The sequence below is a fragment of the Microbacterium amylolyticum genome, from assembly GCF_011046975.1.
In the GTDB taxonomy this organism is placed as follows: domain Bacteria; phylum Actinomycetota; class Actinomycetes; order Actinomycetales; family Microbacteriaceae; genus Microbacterium; species Microbacterium amylolyticum.
Genome location: NZ_CP049253.1, coordinates 1,827,861 through 1,847,413, shown reverse-complemented (window position 1 = coordinate 1,847,413; position 19,553 = coordinate 1,827,861). Strand labels below are relative to the sequence as shown.

Sequence of the window (19,553 nt, the reverse complement as noted above, 5' to 3'; positions counted from 1 at the left end):
GGCCGGTACGGCGCGCGTTACCCGCGCAGCGCGACCTCCAGCTGTTCGACGGCCCAGTCCAGCTCCGTACCACGAATGGTCAGCGGCGGAGCGAAGCGCACGGTCTGGCCGTGTGTGTCCTTGGCCAGAACGCCGCGCGCCATGAGCCGCTCGGTGATCTCGCGGCCGGTTCCGACCGAGGGGTCGATGTCGACTCCGGCCCACAGGCCCGCGGAGCGGTATCCCGTGATGCCCTTGCCGACGAGCCCATCGAGCAGGCCGTCGAGGTGCGCGCCAAGCTGGCGAGCGCGCTCCTGCCACTGGCCCGTGGCCAGCAAATCCACAACGGCCTTCCCCACCGCGGCGGCAAGCGGGTTCCCGCCGAACGTCGACCCGTGCTCACCGGGCCGCAGCACGCCGAGAACGTTCTCGTCCGCGGCAACGGCAGAAACGGGAACGATACCGCCGCCAAGAGCCTTACCGAGCAGGTACATATCGGGCACGACCTGCTCGCGGTCACACGCGAAGGTCTCTCCCGTTCGGCCCAGGCCCGACTGGATCTCGTCGGCGATCATCAGAACGTTGTTCTCTCGCGTGATCTCTCGTACGCGGCGCAGGAAGCCCTCTGGTGGAACGATCACACCGGCTTCGCCCTGAATCGGCTCGATCAGCACGGCAGCGGTGTTCTCGTCGATCGCGGCGGCGATCGCGTCGGCGTCACCGTACGGAACGCTCACAAAACCGGGCGTGAACGGACCGAAGTCGCGGCGCGCGACCTCATCGTCGCTGAAGCTGACGATTGTGGTCGTGCGGCCGTGGAAGTTGCCGTCGGCGACGATGATCGTCGCTTCGTTCTCGGGAATGCCCTTAGACCGGTACCCCCAGGCACGTGCCACCTTGATGCCCGTTTCGACCGCCTCGGCGCCCGTGTTCATCGGCAGCACGAGGTCCTTGCCGCACAGCGCGGCGAGCGCCGCCGCGAACGGCTCCAGCTGATCGCTGCGGAAGGCCCGGCTGGTCAGGGTGACGCGGCCGAGCTGTTCGGTTGCCGCCCGGATGAGGTCGGGGTGGCGGTGACCGAAGTTGAGGGCTGAATAGCCGGCGAGCATATCCAGATACCGCTTGCCGTCGCTGTCCGTCACCCAGGCGCCGTCTCCCGACGCGATGGTGATCTCCAGCGGCGCGTAGTTTCGAGCGACGTGAGGCTCGTTTGCCGCGGTCATGCGCTCTTTCCCCTCAGCTCGAGTGTGCAGCACTTGATTCCGCCGCCGCCGAGCAGCAGCTCGGACAGGTCGATCAAAACGGGGGTGTACCCGCGCTCGCGCAGCTGCTTTTCGAAGCCCGTCGCGCGGGGCGAGATGAACACGTGCTTGCCGTCAGAGGCCGAGTTCAGTCCGAAGACCGCGCCGTCGGCATCCGAAACGTGGATGGCGTTCGGGAAACGTCGCTCCAGTTCGGCGCGGCTGGCCTCGTCGAAGGCACCGGGGAGATACGCAATCGTCGGCTCCTGGCCCGGTGCGACAACGGGGTCGAGCACGCTGAGCGCGGTGTCCAGGTGGTAGAACCGCGGATCGGTGAGCGTCAGCGTCACCACCTCGCGTCCGAAGATCGTCTCGAGCTCGCGGTGACTGTCGTCCGTCGAACGGAAGCCGCGGCCGGCGAGAATCACGTCACCGGCAAGCAGGAAGTCGCCCTCGCCCTCGTTCGTGAACTCAGGGCCGGAAACCTCGTATCCGCTGTCACGGAACCACTGCGTGAACCACGGCTCTTCGCCCTGGCGTTCCTCGTAGCGGAACTTGGGCGGGTAGGCGACGCCATCGATCAGGAATCCGCCGTTGGCCGTGTAAACCATGTCGGGCAGGCCCGGCTGCGGGTCGATCAGCTCGACCTCGTGACCGAGCTCGATGTAGGTGTCGTACAGCTTCTGCCACTGCCTGACCGCGAGCGACGTATCGGTCGGCTCCTCGGGGTCCATCCACGGGTTGATGGAATACGACACCGTGAAGTGCTCGGGACGGCACATGAGGTACCGGCGATTGTGCTGCACTCGCTCGGGAACCTGTTGTGTGTGGGACATCTGACGCTCCTCGTCGTGAAACGGGCGGCGGACGCTGTCCTCGGGCTCCCCGGAGCAACCTAACGCCTACGGAGGAGCACGCCGGATTTATCTTATGCGCGGCCGACTGCGCGAGTGATGTTTCTATGCGGATGAGTGTCGATTTCCCCCACCCGCGCACCCGTCATATGCTCACGCCATGACGACACAGACGACGCCAGACGTTCTCGTCCGACCGATCCGCGACGTCGATGCCGAAGCCATGGGGCGCGTTCACGCGCAGGTATGGCATGAGACATACGACAACATGGTGTCGAAGGCGACACTCGAAGCAGTTTCCCCCCGCAGGCTTGCCGATCTCTGGAGCAACTACGCTTCCCGAGGCGAGGAGTACCGCCATGCCGCGGCGCTCGTCGATGGCGAGATCGTCGGCTTCGCCGGCTCGGGGCCGGCGCGCGACGACAACGCGCCCGCCGAGCGCGAGCTGTACTTCGTGTACCTCCTCGACTCGTGGCACCGCCGCGGCATCGGCCGCCAGCTGTTTGACGCGGTGGTCGACGAGGGCGAGCCCCTGTACGGCTGGATCGCCAAGGGCTACCCCGGTGGTCCCGCGTTCTACGAAAAGCGTGGTTTTGTGTTCGACGGCACGGAGCGCGACGAGACCTTCCTCGGCGAGGCCATCACGGAAGTTCGCTTCTCGCGGTGATCGCAGCGTGGGCGCTCGACGGGATCGAAGAGATCACGGCGGGCGCCGACCTGGCCGCCATCATCGGCGATGCGATCGCGCGCTCTGCTGAGGGCATCCGCTCGGGCGACATTGTCGTTGTCACGAGCAAGATCGTCTCCAAGGCGGAGAACCGCTTCGTTCAGGCCGACGACCGCGAGGATGCGATTACGGCGGAGACCGTGCGCGTCGTTGCCAGCCGGACCAACCCGCGAACCGGTCGTACGACACGCATCGTCGAGAACAGGCTGGGGATCGTGTCGGCGGCGGCCGGGGTCGACGCCTCGAACACTCCGGAGGGCACGGTTCTTCTCCTTCCCGAAGACCCCGACCGCTCCGCTCGATTCCTCGCTGGCGCCCTGCGCGATCGCTTCGGCGTCGACGTTGGTGTGCTTCTCAGTGACACGCTCGGACGCGCATGGCGCGACGGCCAGGTCGATCAGGCGATCGGCGCGGGAGGCGTGCGCGTTTTCGAGGACCTCCGTGGACACACGGACGCGCAGGGGCGCGAGCTCAGCGTGACACTGCCGTGTGTGGCAGACGAAATCTGCTCGACGGCAGATCTGGTCAAGGGAAAAAGCACGGGACGCCCCGTGGCGATTATGCGCGGTCGCGGGGATCTTGTCGGCCCTCTCGACCTGCCGGGGGCACGTTCCATCCCGCGCACGGGGCCCTCAGACATGTTCCGAAAAGGATACGACGAGGCGTATGCCGACGGGCTCGCCGCCCGTGGCGAAGCACCCGCGTAAAAACTTTCCTTCACATTCCGTTCACAAACACACCCGAGTCGTGGAAACCTCAGGTGTGTAGACACGAGGGGATGCTCGAGCACCCCTCGGGTCGCAACCCTGCCCATAAACAAAGGACAGTAATGCCTTCTACTCCTCTGAAGCGCGGCATTGGCGCCGCGGCGGCACTGAGCGTCGCCGGTTCGCTGCTGCTCGTTCCGCAGGCCGCCACCGCGGCAACGGTCGACGCAGACAGCACCACGACGAGCATCCAGGTGCTCGGGATCAACGATTTCCACGGCCGCCTCGGCCAAGCGGCGAACCTTGCCGGTGCACTGGATGCGCTACGCGAGCAGAACCCGAACACGGTGTTCGTTTCATCCGGCGACAACATCGGCGCATCGACGTTCACGTCGTTCATCCAGGACGATGAGCCGACGATCCAGGTTCTCGCCGAGATGGGCCTCGACATCGGAGCAGTGGGCAACCACGAGTTCGACCAGGGCTACGACGATCTGATGAACCGCGTCATCCCGTCATTCGACGCGAACGGTGCCATCGGCGCCGATGTTTCGCTGGGTGCCAACGTGTACCACGCGGGAACCACCGACCCCGCTCTGCTGCCCTACACAACGCGCGTTCTTGATGGCGTCACGATCGGTTTCATTGGAACGGTCACACCCGACACGGCCCGCATGGTGGCACCGTCCGGCGTTGAAGCCGTCGACTTCGGCGACCAGCTGGAAGCCGTCAACCGCGTGGCGGCGGACATCGCCGACGAGGTGGACGTCACGATTCTCCTCGCCCACGACGGCGCCGAGTTCAGCGTTGCTGATCGCGATGATGTTGCAGCGTGCCAGGCGCTCGCTGATGAGCAGACCGACTTCGGTGCGCTCGTTCGCGAAGCAAACGTCGACGCCATCTTCTCCGGTCACACCCACCAGGGCTACCCCTGTGAGATCGACGGCCGCCCGGTGATCCAGGCGAACGATTACGGAACGACGATCGGCGCGCTCGACATCGAGGTGGACACCGAAACGAACGAGGTTGTCAGCATCGCCGGCGATCTCATCTCTGCCCGCCCCGGCAGCGACGATGACGGAAACCCCGTCTACGACTGGTTCACCCCGAACGAGCGCATCGCAGAAATCGTCGCCGAGGCGGATGCCTTCGCAGAGGAGGCCGGCAGCGTGCAGGTGGGCGCGATCAGCGCGGACATCCTGCGCGGCGGCGAGATTCCCGGAGATGACCGCGGCGTCGAGTCCTCCATGGGTAACCTCGTGGCAGATCTGTACCTCTGGGCCACAACCGAGTACGAGAAGTACGCGGGTGAGCCTGCCGACATCGCGGTGATGAACCCCGGAGGCCTGCGCGACGACCTGCTCTACGGCGAGGACGGTTCCGTCACGTACATGGAGGTCGCCAACGTGCAGCCGTTCGCGAACACGCTCACCACGAGCGAGCTCACGGGCGCCGACATCCAGCAGATGCTCGAGGAGCAGTGGCAGCCGGAGAGCTCGCGCCCGAAGCTGCACCTGGGCATTTCGGACGGCTTCACGTACGAGTACACCGAGGAGCTCAACGAGGCCGGCGACCCCACGGGCGAGCACGAGATCATCTCGATGACGCTGAACGGCGAGCCGATCGACCCCGCCGCGACGTACACGGTCACGACGAACTCGTTTGTTTCTGCCGGTGGCGACGGCTTCACGGCCTTCAACAACTCGCCGTTCCGCGACACGGGCCTGATTGACCTCGAGGCGACGGTGGACTACTTCGCCGCGCACGAGATCGTCGACCCCGCGCCGCTCGGCCGCGCGGTTCTGTTCGAGGAGCCGGAGCCCACGCCGGAGCCGACCCCGGTTCCCACGGAGGAGCCCACGCCGGTTCCCACGGCTGACCCCGCTCCCACGGAGGAGCCGGCACCGACGGAGGCTCCCGCCCCGTCGCCGGACGAGACCGTTGCTCCCGGTGAGCTTGCTCCCACCGGTGGCGAGATGACGTGGGTCATCGGAATCGGCGCGGGTGTTCTCATCCTTGCCGGTATCGCAACGATTCTGATCATGCGCTCGCGCAAGTCATAACGTCGCAGAAAAACCAGGCGGCCTTCGTCCCTTCCCGGGGCGGGGGCCGCCTGCTTTTGTCGCAATCGACCGTCACACACGGGCGCGTTGCGGCGCGCTGGGGTAGAAAAGAGCGAGTGAGCACGAACCGCCCCCGCCCCACGTGGATTCAGGTCGTCGTCGGCCTCTTCGGGGCGGCGGCGATTGTTCTGCTGTGCTGGATCGGTGTTTTCACCGTCCGCGCCCTGCTCGGAACGCCGGAACTGCAGAGTTTCATCACCACCTATCCGGGCGGCGCGCCGATTCCGGAGGGAACCAAGGAAGGCATCCCGGCCTTCGTGTCGTGGACCCACTTCCTCAACGCGTTCTTCCTGGTGCTGATCATTCGTACGGGAATTCGCGTGCGCACTGAGAAGCGGGCGGGTGGCCTGTGGTCATCGAAGAAGGTCAAGAAGCGACGCATGTCCCTTGCGCTCTGGGGGCATCTGGCCGTCGATGTTCTCTGGCTCGTCAACGGCGTCGTCTTCGTCGTTCTGCTGTTCGCCAGCGGCCACTGGGTGCGCATCGTTCCCACCAGCTGGGACGTGTTCCCCAACGCCCTGTCCACGCTGATTCAGTACGTTTCGCTCGACTGGCCGACCGAACACAGCTGGGCGAACTACAACGCCCTGCAGCAACTGATGTACTTCGCGATCGTGTTCTTCGCGGCGCCGGTCGCCGCCGTCACGGGCTGGCGTCTGAGCGCCTTCGCACCGAAGTCTCCGGCGTGGGAGCGCGCGTTCCCCGTGCACGTCGCCAAGCGCCTGCACTTCCCGACCATGCTGTTCTTCGTTGGCTTCGTCATCGTGCACGTCGGCCTGGTGTTCGCCACCGGAGCGCTGCGCAATCTCAATCACATGTACGCCGGCACCGACTCCGTCAGTTGGACCGGCTTCGGGATCTTCTCCGCCACCGTTGTTCTCATGGTGATCGGCTGGGGAGCCGTGCGCCGCGACGACTGGATCGCCCGACCGGCGAAGTGGTTCGGTGACGTGCGCCTCATGAAGCGGTAACCACCTCCCTTCCCCCCCCCCGCGGTGGGTGTTTTCTGCTTGTCCTTGCTTCAAACGTTTGAAGTGAATACCTTGGCCTCGGAGCCGCGATGACGCGGCCGGAGTGGGGCCCGTACGACAAGGATCTGTTCGCGCGCCTGGAGGCGTACGTCGAGCGCATCCGCTCCACCAGCTGATGGCGCCTTAGGCGCCAACGCAGACGCGGGTTGCGATGTCTCCGAAGCGAGTCTCAAGCGATCCGGCGAGCGCTGATGGGTCGTCGGCGAAGGTCGCGAATTCGGCCATCATGTCGTCGGTGACCAGGCGCGCCATCGCGTCCCACTCGCCGCGCCTGCTGGCCGCGTGGAGTCCGTCGGCGGCCTCTTCCCAGCCGTGCAGTTCCAGGACGGGGCGGTACGACGGCGTCGAGCCGTAGAAGGCGATCTGCTTTCGCACGGCCTTTTCCGCCGCGGCGCGCTGGCGCTCGTCCTCACCGGTGACGACAAAGGGCGTCAGAATCACATCGGTCGTGGCGCGATCGCTTCTCGCGCGTCCCTGGGCGAGGGCGGGAAGGCTGACCTCGTCGAGGTAGCGGCGCGTGGTGAAGGCGTGAGCGATGAACCCATCGGCTGCCTCGCCGGCGAGCTTCGTCATCGCGGGTCCGACGGCCGCCAGCCAGATATCTGGCGTTCCGAACGGATTGGGGCCGGGGCTGAACATGGGCGTCATCAGGGTGTGCCGATAGTGCTCCCCCTCGAAGGCGAGCTTCTCGCCCGTCTCCCACGACCGCCAGATCGCCCGCACAGCGCCGATGAACTCCCGCATGCGCGGGGCTGGTGCCGACCACGGCATCGAGAATCGCTTTTCGATGTGCGGTTTCACCTGGGAACCGAGGCCAAGAGAAAACCTCCCGTTCGTCGCGAGGCGCACGTCATTGGCGGCCTGTGCGACCGTCATGGGGCTCCGGGCGAAGGCGACCGTGATGGAGGTCGCCGTATGAATCCGCTCGGTACGAGAACCGGCGATCGTGCACGCGATGAGCGGATCGTGTGCGAGCTCCGGCACCTGGATACCGTCGAACCCCTCCTGCTCAGCGCGTTCCGCGGCGGAAGTAATGGCTGCCGGCGATGCGTCGCGGACTCCGATGTCGATGCGCATTCCGCCATCGTGCCACGCGACGCGCGCGGCACAGATCTGATTGGCGATCCCCCACAATCGCCGTCCTGCGGCGCTTGGCGACGCGCGACGCGCGCTCTCGCCTTGCAACACCAGCGTGCCTGGGCCAGAGTGGTCATGCAGGCGAAAGGGGGAGTTCGCCTGCGTCCTGTTGTTCTCCTCCGAACGAAAGGACACCCATGAAGAAGTCGACAGCACGCATCGCCGCCATTGCCGGCGCCCTCGCCCTCGTTCCCGCCGGCCTCGTCGCCTGCTCGGGCGGACAGAGCGTTGCCGACGCCTGCCAGATCATCGAAGACGAGCTCAACACCGTCCAGATGGAGGCCCAGGAGGCCATGGGCAGCATCATGACCGACCCCGAGGGCGCCGTTACCGCTCTCGAAACGGTCAACAACAAGGTGCAGGAGATCGACGGCCAGGTCACCCAGGAGGACGTGTCCGCCGCGTTCAGTGAGTTCGCTGACGGATACGGGCAGATCATCGTCGCTGTCACCGCAAGCGCGGATGACCCCGAGGCGATCGACATCACCGCCCTCGACGCCGCACAGACCTCGATGACGAACGGTCTCACCGAGCTGCAGACGCACTGCGGCTAACGCTCCATCCGGCTGTCAGCCGCATCCCGTACCGTTGATGGCATGGAGCCGTCGCCAATTCGCCAGGTCAAGCCCAAGGCCGAGGGCTGGGAGCAGCGCAAGGATGCCCAGGGGCGTCCCCTGTTGCAGTTCTCCAGCCCCAAGCGCGGCAAGCCTCCCGTTCACCTCGCCGATCTCACTCCCGAGGAACGCATCGCGAAGGCGAAGGAGCTTGGCCTGCCCGGTTTCCGAGCGAAGCAGCTGGCCAAGCACTACTTCGACCGCTGGACGCGCGATCCGGAAAAGATGACCGACCTCCCCAAGGAGGGCCGGGCTGAGCTCGTTGCCGGCATGCTGCCCAACCTCCTCACCGAGGTGCGTCGTATGCAGACCGATGGCGGCGAGACCATCAAGTTCCTGTGGAAGCTGCACGATGGCGCGCTCGTGGAGTCCGTTCTCATGCGCTACCCCGGGCGCATCACGCTCTGTGTGAGTTCGCAGGCGGGCTGCGGCATGAACTGCCCGTTCTGCGCAACCGGCCAGAACGGCCTCACCCGCAACATGTCGGCGGCCGAAATCGTCGACCAAATCGTGCGCGCCAACGAGATCATCGCCGCCGGCGAGCTGGGCGGAAAGCGCGAGGGCGACAACAGCGCCGAGCGCGTCAGCAACATCGTCTTCATGGGCATGGGTGAGCCCCTCGCTAACTACGCGCGGGTCATGCAGGCCATTCGCGTCATGATCGACAAACAGCAGGGTCTCGGCATGAGCGCCCGCGGAATCACGGTGTCGACCGTGGGCCTCGCGCCCGCGATCCGCAAGCTCACAGAAGAAGACATCCCCGTCACGTTCGCGCTGTCGCTTCACGCGCCGGACGACACCCTCCGCGACGAGATGATCCCCGTCAACTCGCGCTGGAAGGTGGACGAGGTTCTCGACGCGGCCCGTGCGTATTTCGACAAGACCGGGCGTCGCGTGTCGATCGAGTACGCGCTCATCAAGAACATGAACGACCACCCGTGGCGCGCCGAGCTTCTTGCCGACCGCCTGCTGGAGCGCGGAAAGGGCTGGGTGCACGTGAACCCCATCCCGCTCAACCCGACGCCGGGTTCCGTGTGGGATGCCTCCACGATTCCCGCCCAGCGCGAGTTCGTTCGTATCCTCAACGATCGCGGTATCCCCACCACCATCCGCGACACCCGCGGAAAAGAGATCGACGGTGCGTGCGGCCAGCTGGTCGTCACAGAAGAAGACGAACGCGCCGCAGCGCTGCCCGCGTAAACGACGCGGCGCTACCGCCCGAAAATCGGGTTGTACCAGCCCGTCTGGACGGAAACGGTGATCGCGGTCGCGCTGATCACGACGCCCGCGGCCATCAGCAACCACTCTCCCCCGCCCCAGCGGCTCTCGCGCGCCCACGACCTAGCGGTGTCGGCGCCGAAGGCCCGCGATTCCATCGCCGTCGCCAGATGGGAGCCGCGTCGGATGGCGAGGACGACCAGGGCGAACCCCATGCCGATCAGGCGGCGGATACGGCCCTGATCCGCCACGCCGCGCGCCCGGCGAGCGGTCTCGAGCTCGCGCCAGTCGCTGATCAGCAGGCCGACCAGGCGTAGCCCACCGAGCGCGCCGAGAACGAAGCGCGCCGGCAGCTTCGCGCGCTGCGAGAGCCCATCAGCCAGATCCGTCGGATCGACATCGGCAAACAGCACCACGCCGGGCAGAGCAATCGCGAGAACGCGGAAGAACGTGGCGGCGGCCAGCTCCAGGGAACCATCGCTGATGGTGATGAGGAGAAAGTCGGCGTAAACGCGGCCGCTTTCCTGTCCGTATAGCGCGATCGTGACACCCGTGAGAGGGGCGGCGATCCACACGGGTAGGGTGCGCAGCCAGAACCGGCGCCAGCCGATGCCGCTCAGCATGAACAGCGGAATTTCGAGAAGAAGCGCCGTGACGCCGGACACCCAGTCCACAGAAACGATCAGCGGAAACGCGATGAGAAAAGCGGCGGCCAGTTTCGCGACCGGGTTGATGCGCGCGAGCGGGCCGCGCGCCTCGACGATCGACGGAATCACCGTACGGCCCCTTCGAGGCGCAGTTCTCGGGCGCCGAGGGCATCGAGGAGCTCGCGATCGTGTGTGATCGCGACAACGGCGATGGGCTCGTCACCCGACACCAGCGTGTGGATGATCTGCACCATCTCGCGCCAGGTACGCGGGTCTTGTCCGAAGGTCGGCTCGTCAAGAACGCAGACCCGCGGCCGGGTGGCAAGCATTGCCGCCACCGTGAGGCGCCGTTTCTCACCGCCCGACAGGGTGTGCGGATTCGCCTCGGCAAGGCGGGTGAGGCGCAGGCGATCAAGCAGTTCCTCGGTGCGCTCGGCGATGACATCCTCCGGGAGGGAGAGGGCGCGCGGCCCGACCTCAAGCTCCTTCCGCACCGTCGAGGCCAGCAGCTGGTGATCGGGCGACTGCAAAACCGTGCCGATGCGGGTGAGCAGCTGCGCCGATGACCACCGCATCGGGTTCTTCTTCGCCCCGTCTCGGAGCGCATCGGCCGCGATCACCTCCCCCGAGATTGCCGGGAGAAGTCCGGCGATGGTGCGACCGAGAGTCGACTTTCCGGCGCCGTTCGAGCCCGTGATGCCCAGCACCTCACCGGCGCGCACATCCAGGTCCGTTGGGCCCGTGACCGCCTGACCCTTCACACGGCCGACGACGAGATCGCGGGCCGACAGCAGCACATCGGACGGCGCAGAGGTATCGGCGCCGTCGATGCTCAGCTGCGAGCCACTGACTGCTGCTGGCGGACCGAGCCGCACCGTACGGGTGATCACCTCTGCCCAGACATCTTCACGGTGTTCGACAACGACAAGCGTCGCGCCGGTTCGCTCCAGCACCCGGGCAACGGCGTCGCGCACCTCGACAACGCCGTCGGGGTCGAGGTTGGCCGTTGGCTCGTCCAGCAAGAGAATTCCGGGGCGCATTGCGAGCGCTCCCGCCAGCGCAAGCCGCTGCTTCTGCCCTCCCGATAGCGCCGATGTCGAATGCGAGAGGGGAACATCGAGCCCGACGAGGTCGAGCGCCTCCTCCACACGCCGCCAGATCTCGTCGCGCGGAATGCCCAGGTTTTCGCAACCGAACGCCACGTCGTCACCGACGCGCGCCATCACGGCCTGCGTATCGGGGTCTTGGAGCACCAACCCCGTCCGGCCTCTCGCCGCCTCGGGCGGCGTTCCGTCGATCAGCAGGTGCCCCTCCTGCTCGCCCTCGTCGTCCGCGCCGAGAACGCCCGCAAGCGCGTGCAAAACCGTGGACTTCCCGGAACCGGACAGACCCGTCAGGTGGATACGCTCCCCGGGCTCGACCGTCAGGTTCAGATCCCGCGCTGCCCACGCGATGCGGGTGGCGTAGCGCCACCCCCACCCGCGGGCATCAATGCGAGCGGGCGTCACACGCGCTTCGACGCCGTGCGACCCGCCGCGAATCTATTCAGCGCACCCGTTGCGGCAAGCCCGCGCACGAGCGCCCACCCGCCGAGGCCCGCGATGATCGCGCCCGAAATCGTCGTGCAGGTGATGTAAATCACCGTGAACGCGGTATCCGCACCGGCGTACCAGCTAATGCGGTCGTTGATGCCGCCACCGAGACCGGCAGCTGCACCCGCCAGCATCGCCACGAGGGGACCGAAGCGCTTGTAGAGGAAGATCGCGAGAATGATCTCGGCACCGATTCCCTGTGCGAGGCCCGACACGATCGTCATCGGCCCCCACTGGTTACCGATGAGAGCGGAGATCGTTGCGGCGACGGTCTCGGTGTAGACCGCGGCACCGGGCTTGCGCACGATCAGACCACCCACAACACCCGCGATGAGCCACGGGCCGATCATCAGTCCGTTCAGCCCGGGCAGCAGCGATTCGACGAAGGCGCCGGGAATTTTGTATCCCGTGTTCCACACGACGAAAATCACGGCACAGGCGACGGCCACGATGCTCGCGATCACGATGTCCACAACACGCCACTGCATGCGACGGGGCGTGACGGTGCGCTGATCTGAAGACGTAGACATTCTTGTTTTCCCTTCCTGCGCCGGCATGATCCGGATCAGGTTCGACGGTCGGCGCGATACGCGCCCTCTCAGCCCGACGATGCGGACTCCCGTGGTGTTGTGGGCCGATAGCGGGCCCGTCACCAAACGTATTCGGTCGGCGATGACAAATTATACGCGGGGGCAGAATCGTCGCCGGATCGTAAGGCGCCGACGTGGTGTTCTCCGTGAAACCGCGAGGTGTGTGAAGTAAGTTGAGCGCGTGAGCAGTGAACAGGATCCCGAGCGCCCCGGTGGCGACGAGCGTGCCATGGACGAGGCGCGCTCGGAAGACATTCCTGCCCCGACGTCAGACGAGTCGGAGTTCACCGACCTTTTCGCGATGCGCCCCGATACCCCGCCGATCGCGACCAACGCCGAGTCCGAGGGTTTCTCCGACGATGCGCAGCCGCAGACCGACTCAATTCGCCTGATCGGTGAGATGTTCGGAGGCTTCCGCCGGAAGTCCCCCTCCTCGGACAAAGACCTCCACATCCTTTTGGGAACGGCAACAGCAACGTTGCCGCAGATCACGGGCGACAGGGTGGTCCCACAGGCCGAGCCCGCTGACGCTGTTGACACCACACAGAACGACGCACCGGAGGACACCGTGAACCAGGAGCCCCCCGCGCCGAGCGACAGCCCCGAGCCCGCCGCCGGTTCGACTCCGCCGGAAAGCCCGCAGGCGCTAACGATCCGCACGGCGTACGTTCCGCGCTCTCCCGACAACCAGGCCGAACGCGCTCTCGCGTGGCTCACGGCTGAGAACGTCGGAACCGGGCAGGTGCCGGTCATCAGTCAGGTGTCGGACATCGTCCCCCGCCGCCGGCGCTGGGTGGGCGCGATCTTCGCTCCGATCCTCACGGCCATCGTTCTCGCGGTTGCCTACGTCGTGGCGTTCGCCGTGTGGCCGCTGCACAACGTCGGCCCCGACATCGCCAGCGCCACGCTGGAGACCCCGACCGGAGCGCCGATGTCGATGCCGTGGCCGGATCAGGGCTATGCGGCCGTTGCGATCGAGGGCATCGACGGTGTCGTCTCCTCGGCAACCGAAGAAAACCCGGAAACGCCGGTTCCGATGGCCAGCCTCACAAAGGTCATCACCGCTCTTGTTCTGCTCGAGCGTCAGCCGCTCGCCCCGGGCGAAGACGGGCCGATGTATGAGTTCGGATGGCTCGATCAGCAGGCAGCGAACGATCTGCGGTGGCGCAACGAATCCGCCCTCGACGTTCCCGTCGGCGGCACGCTGACGTACTTCCAGCTCCTCGAAGGAATCCTCATGGGCTCCGCGGGGAACTACGCCAACAAGCTTGTCGACCAGCTCTGGGATTACGACCGCGATGCGTACGGCATCTCCGTCATCTCCTGGCTCGAGCGCAACGGTCTCGAGAACACCGTTGTCGTCGACGCAACCGGCATCAGCCCAGACAACCGCTCGACGCCGAGCGACATGCTCCGTGTGTCGGAGCTCGCGCTCGCAAACCCGGTGATCGCCGAGATCGTCGCGCAGGCGGAGACCGATATCCCCGGCGCTGGCGAGGTGAAGAACTCCCACCCGCTGATCAACGAAACGGGCATCGTGGGCATTAAGACCGGACACCTCGACACCTGGGAGTCCGTCAGCTACAACCTCACAACCGCGAAGGACATCGATCGTGGCGACGATGGCGTTACGCGCGCCTACGCCGCGGTCATGCAGCAGCCGAATCATGACCTGCAGGAGTCAATCAGCCGCGATCTTCTCAACGCCGTCGTCACGGGCCTCGAACCCATCGAGGCCCTGCCCGGCGGCACCGTCGTTGCGACCGTGACCGCGCCCTGGGGCGCGCAAACACAGGTTGTCACCAGCCAGGACGCGGTCTTGACCCTGTGGAACGGCGAAGAAGCAACGATCGACCTCGGCGAGTTCACGGTGCGCGTTGGCGACCGGGCAGACCGCTCGGTCGGAACAGCGACGATCTCCGGTCAGCTCGACGAAACAGAGGTCGAACTGCGCACAACCGACGCATTCACCCCGCCGAGCATTCAGTGGCGCCTGTCCCACCCCCTCGAACTGCTCGGAATCGGCGGCTGAGAGGGCCGCTACGGGGTGGTTGCCCAGGCCGTCACGGTCTCGATAAAGCGAGCGTTGACGTCTTCCTCGACGACGGTATAGCGCAGCCCGACGCCGGGAAACGAACGGGCGAGGATCCGGGCGTCCGAAAGCAGGGTCGCATGAAGCTCGTCTGCCTTCTCGCCCACCGGTAGCCACACGAAGTTACCGTCGGAGTGCGGGATGGCGATGTGCCGCCGCCCCTCGATCTCCGCCTTCTCCATACGATCTCGAAGCGTGCGTTCGATGCGCTGACGCTCCGCTTTCACCCACTCGACGCGGTCCTCGATCTGGTCGAGGCCGTCGCGCGTGAAGCAAAACCAGGCGGCGGCGACAGCGAGGCGATCGACACTGAGCTGTGTGCGGAGCTTGGCGATCCCCCCGATCACGCGCGGGGCCGCGAGTGCGTACCCGGCCCTGATTCCGGCGAGCGCCGCGGCCTTCGAGAGTGTTCGCAGGATCACAACGTTCTCCGGCAGAACGGGGTCGCCATCACCGAAAAGGCTGGCGCCAAAGGCCGCGCGTGGGGACGAGGCGTATTCGCTGTACGCCTCGTCCAGCGCCAGGATCACACGTGGTGGGACCCCGGCGACAAGCCGATCAAACTGCTCCCGCATCAGGGGGCGCCCGGAGGGATTGTTCGGGCTGGCGACGAGGACCACGCGCGTGCGATCGGTGATCGCAGCGAGGATCGCGTCGACGTCATGCCCGCCGTCTGCGGTTGTCGGGACCATCACGGGCGTTGCCGCCGACGCGTGGCAGGCGGAGACGTATCCCTCGAACGTCAGCCAGCTAAAGATCACGTCGTCGCCGGGCTCACAGACGGATGCGATCACGGCCCGGATCAGGTCCATGCTGCCGGAACCGAGCAGTACCTCGTCCGGTTCCCGGCGATGCGCGGCGGCGATCGCAGCCACGGCCTCCTCAGTACGGCCACCGTATTCGTTCAGGTGCGGCACCTCGCCCGCGATGACCTCAGCGAGGCCGTCGAGCGGCGGAAAGTGCGGCTCGTTAAAACAGGCACGCGCAACGCCCTCGGGAATACGCGCCCGCTCGAAAACAGAGATCTGATCGTGGGCGGCACGAAACGTCAGGCGGTCTGTCATGCCTCCATTCTCGCGCGGGTGACGGCGAATTCCTCCCTTCGGGGGATGTCCTGTGTCAGGGGTGTCTGGTCTACTGAAGCAGTGCTTCTGAGCCTTCTCACCCGATACCTGCGCAGGTACTGGCCGTTCCTGGCCGGTGTCCTGGTGTTCCAGTTCGTCTCCGCGCTGGCGGCGCTGTTCCTGCCCACCCTGAACGCCTCACTGATCGACGAGGGTGTCGCCAACGGCGACGTTCCGTACATCCTTCGCACGGGCGGCTGGATGCTGGTGGTGGCGTTCGGCCAGATTCTGGCGGCGATTGTCGCTACCTTCTGCGCGGCTCGCGCCGCGATGAGCATCGGCCGTGACCTTCGGCGCGACATCTTCTCGCGCGTTTCCGCGTTTTCCGAGCGTGAGGTGTCGCAGTTCGGGGCCGGGTCTCTCATCACCCGCAACACGAACGATGTTCAACAGGTACAGATGCTGGCGATGATGAGCGCGACGATGCTCGTCATGGCGCCGATGATGTCGATCGGCGGCATCATCATGGCCGTGCGACAAGACATCGGCCTCAGCTGGATTCTTGCGGTGTCGATTCCCGTTCTGCTCATCGGCGTTGCCATCGTGATCAGTCGCATGGTGCCGCTGTTTCGCAGCTACCAGTCACGCATCGACACCGTGAACCGCGTTCTGCGTGAACAGCTCACGGGGGTCCGCGTTGTGCGCGCATTCGTCCGCGAGTCGATCGAAGAGCAGCGGTTCCGCGTCGCCAACACCGACATCATGGACATCGGTCGCCGAGTCGGCTCACTCTTCGTCCTCGTCTTCCCCCTCGTCCTGCTCATCATGAACGTCACGATCGCCGGCGTGGTGTGGTTCGGCGGCATCGAGGTCGATGCCGGAAACACGCAAGTCGGCACGCTGTTCGCCTTCATGCAGTACGTCGGCCAAATTCTCGGCGGGGTGATGATGGCAAGCTTCGTCGCCATGATGATCCCGCGCGCGGCTGTCTCGGCCGAGCGCATCAGCGCCGTGCTCGCCAGCGAGACAACGCTGGTCCCGCCGGCGGAACCCATCACGGTGATGCCCCGCCCCGGCGAGGTCACCTTCGACAACGCCGAATTCATCTACCCCGGAGCAGAACAGCCGGTGCTGTCCGGCATCTCCTTCCGTGCCGACCCTGGCGAGACCGTCGCGATCATCGGATCGACGGGTTCCGGAAAGTCCACGCTCGTCTCCCTCATCCCCCGCCTGTTCGACGCCACCAGCGGAACCGTGCAGGTGCACGGGGTCGATGTCACACAGGCCGACCTCTCCGTTCTGTGGCGGGGCATCGGGCTTGTCCCCCAGCGCCCCTTCCTGTTTGCTGGAACGGTCGCCTCCAACCTGCGCTTCGCAAAGGAAGACGCAACGGACGAGGAACTGTGGCACGCGCTCGAGATCGCTCAAGCTGCCGACTTCGTGCGGGAACGAACGGGCGGCCTCGACAGCGAGATCTCTCAGGGCGGAACAAACGTCTCCGGCGGCCAACGCCAGCGCCTTGCCATCGCGCGCGCCGTTGTGCGCCGGCCGGAGGTTCTCGTCTTCGACGACTCCTTCTCCGCCCTGGACCTGACAACCGACGCCCGGCTGAGACAAGCGCTGTGGCGAGAACTCCCCGACGTGACGAAGATCGTCGTCGCCCAGCGCGTCTCCACCATCACGGATGCGGACCGCATCGTCGTCCTGGAAGACGGACGTATGGCCGGCGTTGGAACCCACGATGAGCTGCTGGAAATCAGCCGCACCTACCGCGAAATTCTCGATTCCCAGAAGGGAGTCGACGCATGAGCGAGAACACCCCCGACGCCCAGCGCCAAGAAGAGCTCGAAGCGCAAGAGGCGATCATCGCCGCCGGCGCGGACCACCCCGGTGCTCTCGGCGGAAAACCCCAAGACTTCTGGCCAAGCTTCCGCCGCTTCCTCGGCCTCCTGCGTCCGTCAGCCTGGACGTTCGCATTCGCCTCGCTGATCGGCGCGTTCGGAACGCTGCTCACCGTGATCGGGCCGCGCGTTCTCGGCGAAGCCACCAACGTCGTCTTCGAGGGCGTCGTCTCGCGCATGGTCGGTCAGCAGTTCGCCGGAATGAGCCAGTCTGAGGTCGCCGACGCCCTCACACAGGCCGGCGAACACGACTTCGCCAATATGGTCCTCGCGATGGAACGCTTTGCGCCCGGCGCCGGCGTCGACTTCGAGGCGCTCCGCATGCTCGTGGTATGGGTGCTGATCATCTACGTTGCCGCGTCGCTGTTCGAATGGCTGTCCGGCTACATCATCAACGTCATCATGGTCCGCACCATGTGGCGCGTGCGTGAAGACGTCGAACGCAAGATCAACCGCCTTCCCCTCTCCCACTTCGATCGCGTTCCGCGCGGCGAGCTGATCAGCCGCGTCACAAACGACATCGACAACATGACCCAAACCCTTCAGCAATCGCTGTCCTCAGCGATCACCTCGCTGCTCACCGTGGTCGGCGTCGTCGCGATGATGTTCTCGATCTCGTGGAAGCTCGCGCTTGTGGCACTCATTGCGCTGCCGCTCATCGGGATCATCATGGGCGTCATCGGCCCGAAGTCACAGAAGGCCTTCCAAACGCAGTGGAAGAAGGTCGGCCGACTGAATTCGCGCGTGGAGGAGTCGTTCTCCGGCCATGCACTCGTCAAGGTGTACGGCCGCGAGAAGGCCGTTTCCGACGCGTTCCAGGAAGAGAACGAAGACCTCTACGCGGCCTCCTTCAAGGCGCAGTTCCTCTCGGGCGTGATGATGCCGGCCATGCAGTTCGTGGGTTACCTCACCTACGCCGGAATCGCCGTCCTCGGCGGCATCATGGTCGCCAGCGGCCAGATCCGCATTGGCGATGTGCAGGCGTTCGTGCAGTACTCCCAGCTGTTCACCCAGCCACTTGCCGAACTCGGCGGCATGCTTCCCGTCATCCAGTCCGGAACGGCCTCCGCCGAGCGCGTTTTCTCGCTGCTCGACGAAGACGAACAAGACCCCGACGCGGACGACCCCGCAACAACACCGGCGGACGGCATGGGAGTCATCGAGTTCGACGATGTCGTGTTCTCCTACTCCGACGACCAGCCGCTCATCGACGGCCTCTCCTTCCGCGTCGAACCCGGCCAGACGGTCGCGATCGTCGGCCCCACCGGTGCCGGCAAGACCACTCTCGTGAATCTGCTCATGCGGTTCTACGAGTTGCGCGGCGGTGCCATCCGCCTCGATGGTCAGAGCATCGCCGAGCTCACGCGCGCAGACCTCCGCTCCCGCACCGGCATGGTGCTCCAGGATCCGTGGCTGTTCGCGGGAAGCATCCGCGACAACATTCGCTATGGCAACGAGGATGCCAGCGACGCCGAGATCCTCGCCGCCGCCGAGGCAACGTACGTCGATCGCTTCGTCCACTCGCTGCCCGACGGCTACGACACCGTTCTCGAGGAGGATGCCGCCAACGTCTCGGCCGGTGAGCGGCAGCTGATCACCATCGCGCGCGCGTTTATCCGCCGCCCGCAGGTGCTCATCCTCGATGAGGCGACCAGCTCGGTCGATACCCGCACCGAACTGCTCCTCCAAAAGGCGATGTCGGCGTTGCGGCAGGGACGCACCTCGTTCGTCATCGCCCATCGCCTCTCCACCATCCGCGACGCCGACCTCATCCTCGTGATGGAGCACGGATCGATCGTGGAAAAGGGTACGCACGAGCAGCTGATCACCGCCCGCGGGGCGTACTGGCGGCTCTACCAGAGCCAGTTCGAACACGCTGCCGTCGACGTCGATCAGCAGGCCGCAATCGAGGAGTCCCTCGGCGCGAGCGAAACCCCCATCGTCGGCGGCCCGCCGCGGACAGACTCCGACGAGGGCTGACACGCCCGTGATTTGGTGACCGCGTCCGGCTGTGACGCGGTCACCAAAGACCGCTC

General features: G+C 65.8%; 16 protein-coding genes and 1 riboswitch. Of the genes, 9 read left to right on the top strand and 7 right to left on the bottom strand.

Annotated elements, in window-relative coordinates; genetic code table 11:
• Nucleotides 1-17 precede the first annotated feature (17 nt).
• Nucleotides 18-1,202: an ornithine--oxo-acid transaminase gene (rocD, locus tag G6N81_RS08990; protein WP_165135858.1), complete on the bottom strand. Its 1,185-nt coding sequence runs from the start codon at nucleotides 1,200-1,202 to the stop codon at nucleotides 18-20.
• On the bottom strand, nucleotides 1,199-2,056 hold the full coding sequence (ddaH, locus tag G6N81_RS08985; protein ID WP_165135855.1) for a dimethylargininase: 858 nt from the start codon (nucleotides 2,054-2,056) through the stop codon (nucleotides 1,199-1,201). Before ddaH ends, rocD begins: the two co-directional genes overlap by 4 nt.
• Before the next feature lie 178 nt (nucleotides 2,057-2,234).
• Between ddaH and G6N81_RS08980 the strand changes: the two genes are divergently transcribed.
• The 4 genes from G6N81_RS08980 to G6N81_RS08965 all read left to right on the top strand — a co-directional run bounded on the left by G6N81_RS08980 (nucleotide 2,235) and on the right by G6N81_RS08965 (nucleotide 6,602).
• Complete coding sequence (locus G6N81_RS08980) at nucleotides 2,235-2,741, top strand: GNAT family N-acetyltransferase (RefSeq protein WP_165135853.1); 507 nt, start codon at nucleotides 2,235-2,237, stop codon at nucleotides 2,739-2,741.
• Entirely contained in the window at nucleotides 2,738-3,508 is a 771-nt protein-coding gene (cofE, locus tag G6N81_RS08975) for a coenzyme F420-0:L-glutamate ligase (RefSeq protein WP_206527863.1), read from the top strand. Before G6N81_RS08980 ends, cofE begins: the two co-directional genes overlap by 4 nt.
• A gap of 122 nt (nucleotides 3,509-3,630) precedes the next feature.
• Nucleotides 3,631-5,571, top strand: a complete 1,941-nt coding sequence (locus tag G6N81_RS08970; RefSeq protein ID WP_165135850.1) for a bifunctional metallophosphatase/5'-nucleotidase — start codon at nucleotides 3,631-3,633, stop codon at nucleotides 5,569-5,571.
• Nucleotides 5,572-5,687: 116 nt separating this feature from the next.
• Nucleotides 5,688-6,602, top strand: coding sequence for a cytochrome b/b6 domain-containing protein (locus G6N81_RS08965; protein ID WP_165135847.1), 915 nt, complete (start codon nucleotides 5,688-5,690; stop codon nucleotides 6,600-6,602).
• A gap of 183 nt (nucleotides 6,603-6,785) precedes the next feature.
• Here G6N81_RS08965 and G6N81_RS08960 read toward each other — a convergent pair whose 3' ends face one another.
• Entirely contained in the window at nucleotides 6,786-7,739 is a 954-nt protein-coding gene (locus G6N81_RS08960) for a TIGR03617 family F420-dependent LLM class oxidoreductase (protein ID WP_165135844.1), read from the bottom strand.
• Between the two features lie 197 nt (nucleotides 7,740-7,936).
• Here G6N81_RS08960 and G6N81_RS08955 point away from each other — a divergent pair, with 197 nt between their 5' ends.
• Both G6N81_RS08955 and rlmN read left to right on the top strand, forming a co-directional pair.
• Complete coding sequence (locus tag G6N81_RS08955; protein WP_165135841.1) at nucleotides 7,937-8,353, top strand: hypothetical protein; 417 nt, start codon at nucleotides 7,937-7,939, stop codon at nucleotides 8,351-8,353.
• Nucleotides 8,354-8,395: 42 nt separating this feature from the next.
• The gene (gene rlmN, locus G6N81_RS08950) at nucleotides 8,396-9,613 is read left to right on the top strand and encodes a dual-specificity RNA methyltransferase RlmN (RefSeq protein ID WP_165135838.1); all 1,218 of its coding nucleotides are present in this window, start codon (nucleotides 8,396-8,398) and stop codon (nucleotides 9,611-9,613) included.
• 11 nt (nucleotides 9,614-9,624) lie between these two features.
• Here the strand turns inward: rlmN and G6N81_RS08945 are convergent, their stop codons facing one another.
• The 3 genes from G6N81_RS08945 to G6N81_RS08935 form a co-directional block, all read right to left on the bottom strand.
• On the bottom strand, nucleotides 9,625-10,407 hold the full coding sequence (locus G6N81_RS08945) for an energy-coupling factor transporter transmembrane component T family protein (protein ID WP_206527862.1): 783 nt from the start codon (nucleotides 10,405-10,407) through the stop codon (nucleotides 9,625-9,627).
• The gene (locus G6N81_RS08940) at nucleotides 10,404-11,786 is read right to left on the bottom strand and encodes an ABC transporter ATP-binding protein (RefSeq protein ID WP_165135835.1); all 1,383 of its coding nucleotides are present in this window, start codon (nucleotides 11,784-11,786) and stop codon (nucleotides 10,404-10,406) included. Before G6N81_RS08940 ends, G6N81_RS08945 begins: the two co-directional genes overlap by 4 nt.
• The gene (locus G6N81_RS08935) at nucleotides 11,783-12,400 is read right to left on the bottom strand and encodes an ECF transporter S component (RefSeq protein ID WP_165135832.1); all 618 of its coding nucleotides are present in this window, start codon (nucleotides 12,398-12,400) and stop codon (nucleotides 11,783-11,785) included. The genes G6N81_RS08940 and G6N81_RS08935 overlap by 4 nt, the downstream gene beginning before the upstream one ends.
• Nucleotides 12,396-12,503: riboswitch (TPP riboswitch) on the bottom strand. (Overlaps the previous gene by 5 nt.)
• Nucleotides 12,504-12,641: 138 nt before the next feature.
• Here G6N81_RS08935 and G6N81_RS08930 point away from each other — a divergent pair.
• The gene (locus G6N81_RS08930; RefSeq protein ID WP_165135829.1) at nucleotides 12,642-14,492 is read left to right on the top strand and encodes a D-alanyl-D-alanine carboxypeptidase family protein; all 1,851 of its coding nucleotides are present in this window, start codon (nucleotides 12,642-12,644) and stop codon (nucleotides 14,490-14,492) included.
• Between the two features lie 8 nt (nucleotides 14,493-14,500).
• Here the strand turns inward: G6N81_RS08930 and G6N81_RS08925 are convergent, their stop codons facing one another.
• Nucleotides 14,501-15,616 carry an aminotransferase class I/II-fold pyridoxal phosphate-dependent enzyme gene (locus G6N81_RS08925; RefSeq protein WP_165135826.1) on the bottom strand — a complete coding sequence of 372 codons (1,116 nt, stop codon included), beginning with the start codon at nucleotides 15,614-15,616 and terminating at the stop codon, nucleotides 14,501-14,503.
• An 81-nt stretch (nucleotides 15,617-15,697) separates the two neighbouring features.
• On the opposite strand from G6N81_RS08925, the gene G6N81_RS08920 reads away from it, so the two are divergent.
• Complete coding sequence (locus tag G6N81_RS08920) at nucleotides 15,698-17,425, top strand: ABC transporter ATP-binding protein (RefSeq protein WP_165135823.1); 1,728 nt, start codon at nucleotides 15,698-15,700, stop codon at nucleotides 17,423-17,425.
• Nucleotides 17,422-19,497, top strand: a complete 2,076-nt coding sequence (locus G6N81_RS08915; RefSeq protein ID WP_165135819.1) for an ABC transporter ATP-binding protein — start codon at nucleotides 17,422-17,424, stop codon at nucleotides 19,495-19,497. The genes G6N81_RS08920 and G6N81_RS08915 overlap by 4 nt, the downstream gene beginning before the upstream one ends.
• The last annotated feature ends 56 nt before the right edge of the window (nucleotides 19,498-19,553 follow it).

Bases quoted from the DNA above. Each gene is read 5' to 3' on its own strand.
- ddaH (WP_165135855.1), bottom strand. From the start codon at position 2,056: ATGTCCCACACACAACAGGTTCCCGAGCGAGTGCAGCACAATCGCCGG.
- G6N81_RS08960 (WP_165135844.1), bottom strand. From the start codon at position 7,739: ATGCGCATCGACATCGGAGTCCGCGACGCATCGCCGGCAGCCATTACT.
- rocD (WP_165135858.1), bottom strand. From the start codon at position 1,202: ATGACCGCGGCAAACGAGCCTCACGTCGCTCGAAACTACGCGCCGCTG.
- G6N81_RS08915 (WP_165135819.1), top strand. From the start codon at position 17,422: ATGAGCGAGAACACCCCCGACGCCCAGCGCCAAGAAGAGCTCGAAGCG.
- G6N81_RS08955 (WP_165135841.1), top strand. From the start codon at position 7,937: ATGAAGAAGTCGACAGCACGCATCGCCGCCATTGCCGGCGCCCTCGCC.
- G6N81_RS08980 (WP_165135853.1), top strand. From the start codon at position 2,235: ATGACGACACAGACGACGCCAGACGTTCTCGTCCGACCGATCCGCGAC.
- G6N81_RS08970 (WP_165135850.1), top strand. From the start codon at position 3,631: ATGCCTTCTACTCCTCTGAAGCGCGGCATTGGCGCCGCGGCGGCACTG.
- G6N81_RS08925 (WP_165135826.1), bottom strand. From the start codon at position 15,616: ATGACAGACCGCCTGACGTTTCGTGCCGCCCACGATCAGATCTCTGTT.
- G6N81_RS08935 (WP_165135832.1), bottom strand. From the start codon at position 12,400: ATGTCTACGTCTTCAGATCAGCGCACCGTCACGCCCCGTCGCATGCAG.
- rlmN (WP_165135838.1), top strand. From the start codon at position 8,396: ATGGAGCCGTCGCCAATTCGCCAGGTCAAGCCCAAGGCCGAGGGCTGG.